At 44.8% G+C, this 13785-nt stretch carries 8 protein-coding genes; 4 read left to right on the top strand and 4 right to left on the bottom strand.

Features of this window, described 5'->3' with window-relative positions:
• Positions 1–49 precede the first annotated feature (49 nt).
• Positions 50–739: a hypothetical protein gene (locus tag IUA53_RS15615; RefSeq protein ID WP_231401169.1), complete on the bottom strand. Its 690-nt coding sequence runs from the start codon at positions 737–739 to the stop codon at positions 50–52.
• Positions 740–1324: 585 nt separating this feature from the next.
• Between IUA53_RS15615 and IUA53_RS15610 the strand changes: the two genes are divergently transcribed.
• Positions 1325–4282 carry a TonB-dependent receptor gene (locus tag IUA53_RS15610; RefSeq protein ID WP_044446349.1) on the top strand — a complete coding sequence of 986 codons (2958 nt, stop codon included), beginning with the start codon at positions 1325–1327 and terminating at the stop codon, positions 4280–4282.
• A gap of 196 nt (positions 4283–4478) precedes the next feature.
• On the opposite strand, the gene eno is transcribed toward IUA53_RS15610, so the two are convergent.
• The 3 genes from eno to mutS form a co-directional block, all read right to left on the bottom strand.
• Entirely contained in the window at positions 4479–5771 is a 1293-nt protein-coding gene (gene eno / locus IUA53_RS15605; RefSeq protein WP_044056224.1) for a phosphopyruvate hydratase, read from the bottom strand.
• Between the two features lie 61 nt (positions 5772–5832).
• The gene (locus IUA53_RS15600) at positions 5833–7464 is read right to left on the bottom strand and encodes a CTP synthase (protein ID WP_044056225.1); all 1632 of its coding nucleotides are present in this window, start codon (positions 7462–7464) and stop codon (positions 5833–5835) included.
• A 182-nt stretch (positions 7465–7646) separates the two neighbouring features.
• Entirely contained in the window at positions 7647–10199 is a 2553-nt protein-coding gene (gene mutS / locus IUA53_RS15595) for a DNA mismatch repair protein MutS (RefSeq protein ID WP_196899570.1), read from the bottom strand.
• A gap of 142 nt (positions 10200–10341) precedes the next feature.
• Between mutS and IUA53_RS15590 the strand changes: the two genes are divergently transcribed.
• The 3 genes from IUA53_RS15590 to IUA53_RS15580 all read left to right on the top strand — a co-directional run bounded on the left by IUA53_RS15590 (position 10342) and on the right by IUA53_RS15580 (position 13531).
• Entirely contained in the window at positions 10342–10881 is a 540-nt protein-coding gene (locus IUA53_RS15590; RefSeq protein ID WP_044446350.1) for a CinA family protein, read from the top strand.
• A gap of 188 nt (positions 10882–11069) precedes the next feature.
• Positions 11070–12116, top strand: coding sequence for a recombinase RecA (recA, locus tag IUA53_RS15585; RefSeq protein ID WP_044056228.1), 1047 nt, complete (start codon positions 11070–11072; stop codon positions 12114–12116).
• A 494-nt stretch (positions 12117–12610) separates the two neighbouring features.
• The gene (locus IUA53_RS15580; RefSeq protein WP_044446351.1) at positions 12611–13531 is read left to right on the top strand and encodes a hypothetical protein; all 921 of its coding nucleotides are present in this window, start codon (positions 12611–12613) and stop codon (positions 13529–13531) included.
• The last annotated feature ends 254 nt before the right edge of the window (positions 13532–13785 follow it).

Here is a 13785-nt window from a genome sequence, read left to right as displayed (position 1 = left end):
ACACAGATTTGGACTTTAGAAAGGGTTTTTATTTAATTTAAATGTATTTTTATTCATTTCCTGCGAGTTTAAAAGTACGCCATTCAATATTAGTCGAGAGTCGCATTTCTCTCAGGGAAAGTGCCCTAGGCATCCCTTTACTTTTGTGACGCCAAGTATGCCCACAGCATGCCGACGCCATTATCGCCTTGCTGGGTTTCAGTAAGGTTTTCTCACTGAAGCAGAGTGTTTCGTTGTTCAGGCCTATCCCTTCAAAGGTAAACCACCCGTGTAAATTGGCGTGAAGTGTTTGATTCTCCCACTGTACCTTATCGATTGAGTCGAGTTCTATATGGCTTCCTTCTAAGCTCTTTACCACTATTGGAATGACTAACCCCCACTGGGCGTTTTTTTGGTACCAGGTGTTACAGCTTTCAGCGGTTTGCGTTAAACCGGGGCATTTTGCAGGCTGCTTGAAAAACCAGCTTCCATTGTGCGCGTCTACATCAAGAGGCGTGGAATGGCTAACTAAATAACGAGCTACGCTACGAATATGGTGGGGGAGGCCCGCTAGTCGCCGACGTAAAATCGACACATTACTTGGGCCATTGTGAGCAATATTGAGCAATTCTCGTTCGTAAAGTGCGGTACAAATTTCAGTAAATTGAGGGTTGGTTCCCTCTATTTCCCCTGAGTGAGAAAAAAAGCCAGATTGCTCTGAAGACATCGGACTGTCAGATACCATAGTAAAAATTATCATGCTGCAATTGACTTACCGTAGCAGTATTTAGACTGAGTATCTAGTTCGAGCGCCCTATGCAATGTGAATGATGCATTCTCGTTCTGATTAACAAAGAATGGTAAGGCTTATTGGCCGCTAATATTGATGTAACTTATATGACCAATTCATAGGGGAAATAATGTTACTTAGGTGTATCCGCTTTTTTTAAACCTATTCTCCAACTTCTTATCATTCTTGTGAATTTATTTACATCCTCTTTACTATGTGGTCTTCCCCCTCTATGTGACATATTTATTGCAGGGTGACTGATTATCTTATTGATAATATGTAGTTTAATGCATTTTGTAACGGTTTTTTAAAGGGATTTGTAAACTAGGTGAATAATATTGGTAATACCAACTTTGGTCGAATCTTATGCTTTTTTATTGATTTTGTGTTGACCAATTGCGTTTTTTGAAATGCTTTTGTAAGTATCTTGTAAATTGAGTGTGAAGCACTTTATTCAAGAATTAGCGAAACAAAATTAAAACGTGACACACGACGCCCAACATAGAACACACACAGTTTTTTCGGGCTATCACACATCCGTAAAAGGAAACACACATGGGACACAAATTATCTAAAATCACCCTTGCCGTTTTATCCCTCGGTACGCTTGGTTTTGCGCAACATTCACTAGCGCAAGAAGCTGAGACTGAATCGGAACAAGACGTGGAGGTTATTGAGGTTTCTGGTATTCGTGCATCACTCGCCAGTGCGCTTAATGAGAAACGCTTTCAAAATAACTTGGTTGAAGTCATCGAAGCTGAAGATATTGGTAAGTTACCAGACCAAAACTTAGCTGAAGTATTGGAAAATATTACAGGTATTCAAATAACTCGTGAAGCCGGTGTAGGTACAGGCGTACAAATTCGTGGTACCGATGCAAACAGAACCGAAATCAATGGTGTGTCGACGGTGGGTTCTGGTACAGGTCGAAGCGGGATTGATTTTGAAGATGTTTCAGCGTCTATTATTGCCGGTTTAGAAGTGACTAAATCACCTGACGCTAAGACCATTGAAGGTTCAGTAGGTGGAACAATAAATTTAAAAACCATTCGCCCATTACAGTTAACAGAGCAACTACTTGCGTTTCGTGCGCAAGGTGAAAACAGTAGCTTGACAACAGATAGCAGTTTTCAGCCGCGTATTTCAGGTACCTATGGTGACAACTGGGAAAATGACCACGGTAAATTTGGTGTGGTGATAAGTGGTAGTTACGCGCAGCAGGATGTAACGGCCTTTCGTCCTCGCGCCGACCGCGATAACCTAATCGCATCAGACAGTGGTGTTGCAAGCGCGCAGTCATTTGATTTCCTACCTATTCAATTCTTCGTTCAAGATTACGATAACTTTGAATATGAAACGAAGAACTTTGTAGGTACATTTGAATGGGCACCTAATGATAATTCGCGCCTCTACTTTGACGCGGTCATTAATGATCAAGAGCGCTTGCAGGAAAGTTCACGTGTGCAAGCTTCAGGTGTGAGCGCACTGAATGACATCTCAGTACCGGATAGTTTCGAAACCATCAATTTTGGTTCGTTAGGTGGCACTGATTTAGGCTCTATTCAAGCGGCACTTACGGGTGTTATTCCAGTGAATTTGGAAAACGATGATGACGATCCTAACCTTCGTCTATCCAGTGATACCAATTCACGGGTGACAGAAAGCAAGATATTCCGTATAGGCGGTGAATGGACAGGAGATAAATGGTTCGCAAGCGCTGAAATAGCCTCATCTTCATCGGATACCACAACACCAAGCTTCAATACTACGCTTAACTTCATTAACCCAAATGCACCATTGGACGCTGGCGGTGCGAATGATAATAGTGTGCCCTTTGCCTATGACTTAACTGGTGGTTCTTTATCATTTGGTATTGCTGAAGGTGCAGATTATGCGCCTACTACAGCGCAACTACTTGACCCGTACAATGTGGTTTTACGTGACGTTAATATCGGTCGCGATACAACAGAAAATTTTGAAGATGCGTTTCGTGTAGATTTCAGTTACTTCTTAGATTCTATGATTACCTCGGTCGATTTTGGTTATCGTTACAGTAAGGCCGGCAGTAAGCGAGAAGATATCAGTTCGAGTGTAGGTCTTCGTTCAATGGAAGATAGCCCTCGTGGTGATTTATTCTCTGAGCTATTGGTGGCGGGCCCTGACAACTTTAATGATGCAGATGGTCGTGACTTATACGTAAAAGATTTTTTGATTATTGACCCGGAATTAGTGGCATCAGACCCTGATGGTGTGCTTGAAACGCTGCAAGCGGCGATGACCGAGCACGGTTCAACCGCAAGCATTAGCGCGCCAACGTCTAGCTCATCTGGTTTCTTTGACATCGAAGAAGAAACTCATGCCTTGTACGCGCAGGCTAATTTCGAATATGAGATGTTCCGCGGTAACTTTGGTGTTCGTTATCTTGAAACAGAAGTCACGTCGGTAGGTAACTCCATTACTGTAGATGACGAAGGTAACGAGTTAGTTTCTCAAGTAACCACCACAGGCGATTACGATTTCGTATTGCCACGTGTGAACATTGTGGCTGACGTTGCTGATGATGTTGTATTGCGATTCGGCGCGGGCAAAGATATTCGTCGCCCTGACTTTGATGACTTATCAACCTCTGTAACCTTCAGTACCAGTCCTAACCCTAACGTGGCGATTGGTAACCCTAATCTAACACCTGAAGAGGTTATTTCTTACGATTTAGCGGCTGAATGGTACTTTGCTGAAGGCAGTGTGGTCAGTGTGGGTATTTTCCATAAAACCCGTAAAGATTTACATGTAGAGCAAATTGTAAGTCCATACGAAGACCCTATTACGGGTTACCGTGACCTTACTGACCCTTGTGAAGGTGGCGGTATATTCAACCCTATTGCTGATATTAACGTATTTGGCCCAGATTTAGGTACAGGTGTGTGCGTCGGTACAGAAACCAAAATTAACGATTCTGGTGAAACTACCCAAAAAGGTATCGAGTTTGCGGTTCAGTACGATTTGGCAGGGTTTGAAGAGGAACTTGGTTGGGCATCTGGTTTCGGTGTGCTAGCAAACTACACCATCCAAGAATTCTCTGGTGGTGAGGCAGAAAACTCTGCAACGAGTCGTGCTGGCAACGTATTTGCTGCTACTACTGGCGATGACGACATAGAAGTGTCAGCGGTTCAAGGTTTACTTAACCTGTCTGAAAATGCGTACAACGTAACGGTTTACTACGAGAAGTTTGGTTTATCTGCACGTATGCGTTACACCTGGCGTGAAGCGTATCGCACAGATGATTTCGGTAGCACATCGAGCTTCCCTTGGGGCTTCCCCGCGGTACAAGCCGATCGCGGTCAGTTAAACGCGAGCGTAAACTACGATGTTAATGAAAACTTAAATATCGGTGTCGAAGCCGTCAACATTACTAAGTCAGATATCGAGCAATACTGTGTGAACGAAGGGGCGCTGCTGTGCTTCCAAGGCTTAACGGACCGCCGGATTACAGTAGGTGCAAGCTACCGATTCTAAACTTCCTAATTTAGCTGTTGTGTGTGAGTTTTAGCCCCGGTACCCCCGGGGCTATTTTTTTGCGCCAGCGCTGTTTAGTTTATGGGGCTGTTGCGCAAACAGAAAGTAAAAAAAAAGCGTTATCGGAACAAATCCGCTAACGCTTTTTGGGTAAGGACATGCAATATGATGCCCTTACGATGCGGTCAATATTGGCTTATTGACCTTTAATTTCTGAACGGCCTTTGTAGGTTGCAGCATCACCCAGTGCTTCTTCAATGCGAAGAAGTTGGTTGTACTTAGCAACACGGTCAGAACGGCATAGTGAACCTGTCTTGATTTGGCCCGCCGCTGTACCTACTGCAAGGTCAGCAATGGTGGCGTCTTCAGTTTCACCAGAGCGGTGAGAAATAACCGCTGTAAAGCCCGCGTCTTTCGCCATCTTAATGGCGTTAAGAGTTTCAGTCAGTGAACCAATTTGGTTGAACTTGATAAGGATTGAGTTACCAATACCGTTATCGATACCGCGCTTAAGAATTTTAGTGTTAGTCACAAACAAGTCGTCGCCCACTAGCTGTACTTTTTCACCAATCTTCTTCGTTAGGCTTGCCCAGCCGTCCCAGTCGCTTTCGTCTAGACCGTCTTCAATTGATACAATTGGGTACTGTGCAGAAAGATCAGCAAGGTAGTCGCCAAACGCTTCTGAATCGAAGCTCTTGTCTTCGCCAGAAAGCACGTATTGACCATCTTTGTAGAATTCAGACGCCGCACAGTCTAGTGCCAGCGTGATGTCTTCATTCATTTTGTAGCCAGCGTTTTCAACGGCTTCAACAATTACTGCCAGTGCTTCAGCATTTGAGCTAAGGTTTGGTGCGAAACCACCTTCATCACCCACTGCGGTGTTAAGGCCTTTGGCAGACAGTACTTTCTTAAGGGCGTGGAAAATTTCAGCGCCCATACGAAGGGCTTCTTTAAAGCTTTTCGCGCCAACAGGCTGAACCATGAATTCTTGAATGTCTACGTTGTTGTCAGCGTGCTCACCACCGTTGATGATGTTCATCATAGGCACAGGCATTGAGTATTCACCAGACGTTCCGTTAAGGTCGGCAATGTGCTCATAAAGCGCTACGCCTTTTTCAGCTGCCGCTGCTTTCGCTACCGCAAGAGACACAGCAAGAATGGCATTTGCACCCAGTGTTTCTTTGTTTTCGGTGCCATCAAGGTCAATCATGATGCCATCAATATCAGCTTGTGCGAGTGCGTCTTTGCCTAAAAGTGCAGGAGCGATAGTATCGTTTACTGCTGCAACGGCTTTTGTTACGCCCTTGCCTAGGTAACGAGACTTATCACCGTCGCGTAGTTCTAGTGCTTCACGGCTACCTGTAGAGGCACCAGATGGTGCAGCAGCACGGCCCATTACGCCAGACTCTAGGTACACGTCTGCTTCTACGGTAGGGTTTCCGCGTGAATCTAAGATTTCGCGTCCGATTATGCGACTAATTTTCGCCATGTTTTTTCCTCAACAATTGAATTGGGAACGCAACGGGAGAGAGCATTCCCTTTATTAGAAACTAGTGATTTTCTTTTTGGTATTTTCCTGCGGCTGCAACAAAACCAGTAAACAATGGGTGTCCATCTCGAGGTGTAGACGTAAACTCGGGGTGGAATTGACCCGCAATAAACCATGGATGATCAGGGATTTCGACAACTTCTACAAGTCGCTTGTCAGTGGACAAACCACTTACTTTTAGACCTGCCGCTTCAATTTGATCACGAAGGTTGTTATTCACTTCATAACGATGACGATGGCGTTCGTATATTTCAACGTTACCATACATATCGTGTACTTTTGTGCCTTCAATTAAATGACAAAGCTGGCTGCCTAATCGCATGGTGCCACCTAAATCTGAACTTTCAGTACGGATTTCTGTGGTACCGGCGGCGTCTAGCCATTCGGTAATAAGGCCAACAACAGGGTAAGGTGTTTCAGGGTCAAATTCAGTACTGTTTGCGTTTTCCATACCTGCAACGTTGCGGGCGAATTCGATTAGCGCAACCTGCATGCCTAAGCAAATACCCAAGTAGGGCACCTTGTTTTCACGGGCATAACGCGCAGCTGCAATTTTACCTTCTATCCCACGTTCCCCAAATCCACCTGGTACTAAGATAGCATCAAGGTTCTCTAAGATTTGCGCACCTTTGCTTTCAACATCTTGTGAATCTATATACTGGATGTTTACCGTTAAACGATTTTTCAGACCCGCATGTTTAAGTGCTTCGTTAACCGATTTATAAGCATCAGGTAACTCAACGTATTTACCTATCATGCCAATGTTGACTTCAGCCGTGGGGTTAGATTCTGCGTAAAGCACTTGTTCCCACTCGGATAAGTCGGCTTCTTTGCAGTCTAGTCCGAAGCGGTCGACAACAAGCTGATCCATTCCTTGTGCTTTAAGTGCAGCAGGAATTCGGTAAATACTGTCTACGTCTTTGAGCGAGATAACGGCTTTATCAGCAACATTGGTAAATAGGGCAATCTTTGAGCGTTCGCTGGTAGGTAATGCGCCTACAGAGCGACAAACGAGGATATCTGGTTGAATACCAATTGAGCGCAACTCTTTTACCGAGTGCTGCGTTGGTTTTGTTTTTACTTCGCCTGACGCAGGCATGTAAGGCACGAGTGTAAGGTGCATAAACATCGCACGTTCACGGCCTACTTCAGTACCGAGTTGGCGAATGGCTTCTAAGAAGGGTTGTGATTCAATATCACCAACCGTTCCGCCCACTTCAACAATGGCCACATCATGACCTTCCGCACCTTCAATAACCCGGCGCTTAATTTCATTGGTAATGTGTGGAATAACCTGAATGGTTGCACCTAGATAATCACCACGACGTTCGCGTTTAAGTACTTCTTCGTACACGCGGCCAGTGGTGAAGTTGTTGCGTTTGGTCATACGGGTACGAATAAAACGTTCGTAATGGCCAAGGTCAAGGTCGGTCTCTGCGCCGTCATCGGTTACAAATACTTCACCGTGTTGAATGGGGCTCATTGTGCCCGGGTCGACATTGATATAAGGGTCGAGCTTTAACATGGTGACGGTGAGCCCGCGGGCTTCCAGAATTGCGGCAAGAGAAGCAGCTGCAATACCTTTACCAAGCGATGAAACTACACCACCGGTGACGAAAATATAATTTGTCATGCGAAACCTAGAACGTTTGGGTTGTATGGTAAATATGAGTGTAGTTTAAGAATAAAACCACCCACACTTTGGACGGGGCAATAGTATACGCAAAATAGAAGGAGCAGACAATCAATTTGCCTGCTCCCGTGTATCTAAATTTGAATGTTAAAGCCCTGTTATTAAATAAATGATGCCGAAGATTAAGCTTGGCTAAGCCGTTTCAGTGTGTAGATGAGGTCTAGCGCTTGACGGGGTGAGAGTTCGTCAGGTGAAACGCGCGCGATTGCGTCAATAACCGGGTTCGGTTTATCAGGGAAGCGCATCTCTGCTTGCCCAGGTGCCGTTGAGGTAGTAGGCACGTCTGTAGGAGGGGGCTCACTTAATACGTGAGCGGATTCAAGCATTGCTAGTTTTTGCTGTGCTGATTTAATGACAGCTTTGGGCACACCGGCTAATTGCGCAACTTGAAGACCAAAACTTTTACTTGCTGCGCCTTCAGATACGGTATGCATAAAGCGTATAGTATCTTCAAACTCGACCGCGTCGAGGTGCACATTCACCACGCCTTTTTGATTATCTGGCAGTTCCGTTAACTCGAAATAGTGTGTAGCAAAAAGGGTGTAAGCATTGAGCTGTTTGGCTAAATAGCTGGCGCAAGCCCAGGCAAGGGACAAGCCATCATAGGTACTGGTGCCTCGGCCAATCTCATCCATTAATACTAACGAGTTTTCTGTGGCGTTATTGAGAATGTTCGCTGTTTCTGTCATCTCCACCATAAAAGTAGAGCGTCCAGACGCTAAATCGTCGGATGCGCCAATGCGCGTAAAAATACGATCTAGCTTACCAATATGGGCATTTTCCGCAGGTACAAAGCTACCAATACAGGCCAATAACGCAATCAGCGCGGTTTGGCGCATGTAGGTTGATTTACCCCCCATGTTGGGACCCGTAATAATGAGCATGCGACGTTCGCTATCAAGTTCAAGCGGGTTGGCAATGAAAGGGTCTTTCATCACGTTTTCTACCACGGGGTGGCGACCTGCTTCATAGGTAAGCGCGCATTTTTGGCTTAAGTGTGGGCGATGCCAGTCAAGGGTGACGGCACGCTCGGCAAAACAGCACAGCACGTCGAGCTTCGCCAGTGCGGCGGCCGTGTCGATTAAGCGATTTAAGTGGGGCGCAAAATTTTCGAACAAAGCGTCATAAAGCTGCTTTTCTAAAGCAAGAGCAGCACCTTGGCTGCTTAGTACTTTGTCTTCGTGTTCTTTAAGCTCAGGTGTAATGTAGCGCTCGGTGTTTTTAAGCGTTTGTCGACGGATGTATTCGGCTGGTGCTAATGCGCTGTTTGCACGGCTGATTTCAATAAAGAATCCATGTACCTTGTTGTAACCTACTTTTAGCGTAGAAATGCCCGTACGTTCGCGCTCGCGTTGTTCCATCGCGTCTAAGTAATCGGTCGCCCCTTGGGATAGCTTGCGCAGTTCGTCAAGCTCGGCATTATAGCCCTCAGCAATTACGCCACCATCGCGTATAACCACCGGGGGGTTATCAATTATAGCGCTGTTTAACAGGGCTTGAAGCTCTGGATAAGTGCCAATGGTTTCGCCAATATTTCTAATTTGTCCGGTGTCAAAACGGGCAAGGGCATCTTGCAGGTCAGGCAATGCATTGAATGCGTTTTTTAAACGGGCAAAGTCTCGTGGGCGCGCCGAACGTAAGGCGAGTCGCGCCATAATACGCTCAATATCACCTATGTGCTTTAATGCAGCGCGGATGTCTTCCGGGTCGTCGCTAATAAAGGTTTCTACCGCATCTAAACGACTTTGTAGCTCGTGCTGGTCGGTTAATGGCGAATGGATAATACGCTGAAGCATACGGCTGCCCATCGCCGTTGTGGTGGTATCCATCACGCTAAATAAGGTGTTTTCCTGTCCGCCAGATAAATTGTGGGTGAGCTCTAAATTTCGGCGCGTGGCAGCATCAAGTTGGACGCGGCTATCTTGCTGCTCGGTTTGAATATGGCGAATGTGAGGCAGCGCAGTTCGCTGTGTATCTTTCACATACTGCAATACACAACCTGCAGCGCCTAACCCTTTGCTGATGCCCTGAATGCCAAAGCCGTCTAAAGTTTTGGTTTCAAACTGGGCGTTCAGTTGTTCTGTGGCAGTATCTATGTCAAATTCCCATTCAGGGCGACGGCGAAGGCCTTTGCGGTTTTCCACGAGCGGCAGGCTTTCAAACCCTTCTGGGTAAAGCAGTTCAGCGGGATTTATCCGCTGAATTTCAGCCAATAAACTCTCGTCGCTTTCGCATTCAAATACGACAAAGCGACCACTGGTGACATCAAGGGTGGCTAACCCGTAATGCATACTGTGCCCGCATACAGCGGCAAGGATATTGTCGCGACGTTCTTCAAGGAGTGCTTCATCTGTAACAGTGCCGGGAGTAACTATGCGTTGTACTGCGCGTTCAACAGGCCCTTTGCTGGTGGCGGGGTCGCCAACTTGCTCACAAATAGCCACAGACTCCCCCATTTTTACTAAGCGAGACAAATAACTCTCTACGGCGTGATAGGGAACACCTGCCATAGGGATAGGGTCGCCACCGGACTTGCCTCTGGCGGTTAATGATATATCCAGTAGTTCGGCAGCTTTTTTGGCATCGTCATAAAACAATTCGTAAAAATCGCCCATGCGATAAAAAAGTAAAATATTCGGATGTTGCGCCTTTATTGTTAAGTATTGGCGCATCATAGGAGTATGTGATTCCAAAAAAACCTCTGCGAATTTGTTACTGGGTTTAATGCCTGTTCAAGGGAATAAATGATAAACTCACCCCCATTAAGATCAAGGGAAGATCTGATTAAGCACAACAAGTGTAATTAGGTATAACCAAATGAACACAACATTTTCAACTGATTCGACAGTAAACACCACCCCTTTAAAGATTGATAGCGCATTATCTGCCCAAGTGCAGGTGGTGGGGGACTCACTTAGAGCAAAAGGGTGGAGTGTGTCTTGCGCTGAGTCGTGCACTGGCGGAGGCATTGCATTTGCCTTTACTAGTGTCTCGGGCAGTTCCGACTGGTTTAATCAATCGTGGATAACCTACTCTAATGACGCTAAGAAACGTACTTTGGGCGTGAGTGAACAGACCCTGCAAGAATTCGGCGCCGTTTCTAAGCAAACGGTAAAGGAAATGGCGGAAGGTGTTCGCCGTAACAGTGGTGCACAGCTGGTGGTAACGGTGAGCGGTATTGCCGGGCCAGGTGGTGGCAGTGAAGAAAAACCTGTGGGCACTGTATGGTTTGGCTTTATGTGTGGCGCAATGTCAGAACAAATTAAACAAGTATTCAGTGGCGACAGAGATGAAGTGCGACAACACGCTATCGCCTTTGCCATGACGCACTTAGTAAAAATGTTGAGCGAAAATTAAAAACATGGCTTGAAACTGTATGCTTGTACAGTATAGAATGTGATCATTATTTGGTACCTTCACTCTTCGAAAAGACGAGTTGATAAAGAAAATTCGTCAAGAGGAAGCTTAAATAGCACGCTTGTGAAAAGGGCTTGATAAGAGAGTACCGAAACAGAATTTAACCGCAAATCCTAGAGGATACATACGTGGACGATAACAAATCAAAAGCTTTAACCGCCGCTGTAGGCCAAATTGAAAAGCAATTTGGTAAAGGTGCAATCATGCGCCTTGGCGACAATCAAGCCATGGATATTGAAGCAATTTCTACTGGCTCACTGACCATTGATATCGCTCTAGGTATAGGCGGCTTACCCTGTGGACGTGTCGTAGAGATATACGGCCCTGAATCATCAGGTAAAACGACACTAACACTGCAAGTTATTGCTGAAGCCCAGAAAAAAGGCAAAACCTGCGCCTTCGTTGATGCTGAGCACGCGCTAGACCCAGTGTACGCTGAAAAGCTTGGCGTAAATATTGATGAGCTATTAGTATCTCAGCCTGATACCGGTGAGCAAGCGCTTGAAATTTGTGACATGCTGGTTCGCTCTGGGGCAGTAGATGTGGTTATCGTTGACTCGGTAGCTGCGCTTACACCTAAAGCAGAAATTGAAGGTGACATGGGTGACTCTCACGTAGGTCTTCAGGCGCGTCTTATGTCACAAGCCTTACGTAAACTGACCGGTAACATTAAGCGTTCAAACACATTGTGTATCTTCATTAACCAGATTCGTATGAAGATTGGTGTTATGTTTGGAAACCCAGAAACTACGACGGGCGGTAACGCGCTTAAGTTTTACTCTTCTGTTCGCCTTGATATTCGTCGAATTGGTGCAGTTAAAGAGGGTGACGAGGTCGTTGGTAACGAAACCCGTGTGAAGGTTGTGAAAAACAAGGTTGCCCCTCCCTTCAAGCAAGCTGAATTTATGATTCGCTACGGTGAAGGTATCAGTAAAGAGGCTGAGCTTATCGACTTGGGTGTGAAGCAGAAGCTGGTTGATAAAGCCGGTGCTTGGTATAGCTATAAGGGCGATCGCATTGGCCAAGGTAAAGCAAACGTCATGAAGTACCTTAAAGAACACCCAGAAACGGCTAACGAGATTGAAACTAAGATCCGCCAAGAGCTATTGCTTTCTAAGACAATGAAAGCAGAAGAGGCTTTACCACAAGGTGAAGATGGCGTACTACCTGAGTAAAGTTTTAGTTAAATAGAATAATGAGAAGCCCACCTAATAGGTGGGCTTTTAAGTCAAACAATGGCTATTCATGAATATGAATAGCCATTGTTCATCTATAAGCCAGTAAAATCAATAGCTGGGCGTTGTTTGGTAACCCTTTCATCGTACTGGGCGCTTCTAAATTTCAATTACTTAAGTTCTTATTGGGCACTCATGTAACCACTAGACCTGTGCATAGTATTTTCATCACAAGCCAAGTAGGTTAATAGGGCTGTCACTACCACGTGACTGGCCTAATTTAGATACAAATTTATCAGAACAAATAGTCCTCTTAGCCACTTAAGCTCAAGCAGAATCAAGCTCATCCACAAAATTAGTTTTATTGAATGAATAGAGGGAACACTGAGCATTCGTTTAATGAGTTAAAGCCCGTCTATATAGTTTGTGCTTGAATAAAGTTTTCGCAATATACTAAACTCATGTATTAATGGAGATCAAACTAAGGAAGGCTATTGAAAGTATTAATTATTATTGTTGTTTTGATAAATGTCATTGGTTGCTCCATGCAACCAACCAACGATCGCCAACCAAAAAGTACATTAGAAACTACAACAAAGAGTAGTCACTCCCAAAACTTTAAAGAAAGGGTGCCAATTGGGACTTGGGAAGGGATCAGCCGCTCAGGGGCAGAATTTAAAGTATTGAAAATTATGCCCAACAACCAACACAGCCTAACTTCATACAATATTGCGTCAGGTATGCAGTTTCAAAAAAGTGTCTCGTTCACAAATAAAGATATAGAATGCGATAAGTTTGACTGCCATATTTATACTCACACGGCAGATGGAAAACTCCCCTTAAAAATTACTCTGACAAAATTCGTTGATCAAGATTACTTAGTGACGGAAGCCGTTTGGCTAGCATCAGAAAAGATACACAGCACAAGTTATGGACTTAAAACAGTCAAAGCTACAACAACGCCAGAGCGGTTTATAGCACAAGAAACTGAAAAATTAACAGCGATAGCTTCAATACATAAAAATAAGAGGTTTGGTTATTGGTCTGGCATATTAGAGATTTCAAATGAAGACCAATTAAAGTTCGCTACATTGGATTATCAACCCGGGCAGGAAGCAACTTTTACGGTTTATACCCCAGGGCTACCTTACCAAGTAAAGATGCATTTTAAGCCTGAATGGCTAAAGCAAAATAACGGTGAATTAATCACTAAGCTAAAAGGTGCTCCATTTGCAAGCGAAATGACATTCAGGTTTCCTCTGAAAGATATGATTAAAGGAGATTTCGAGCAACGCTTTGAACGTTACCCAGAACGGCTGATTAGCAATGGTAATTTCAGTCTTTTCCGTGTTACACCATTAGAGGATTATAAACTACCAAAATGGCTGAAACCTCTGCTACAAAAATTAGAATAATGATACATACATGAACGGCAGCGGTGAGCCTTGGAGCCGATCTTGTCAGCAGCGACTCTGAGACTTCCTCGATGCCCACAAAGTGAATATTAATAAATACAATGCACTCTTAAGAAAGATATTCACGATTGAAACTCAAATTTAGAATATATTGGGCACTACAAACGCTATCAACTATACCTACCCGCTATGCAGGTGTTGTAGGTTCATCATTAAATCCCTTTAACGGCTGAACGGCGACATAACGAGAATAA

The organism is Alteromonas sp. B31-7 (genome assembly GCF_015767655.1).
GTDB lineage: Bacteria > Pseudomonadota > Gammaproteobacteria > Enterobacterales > Alteromonadaceae > Alteromonas > Alteromonas australica.
Note: the sequence above shows the minus strand (reverse complement) of the source record. Positions and strands in the feature narration are given on the sequence as shown.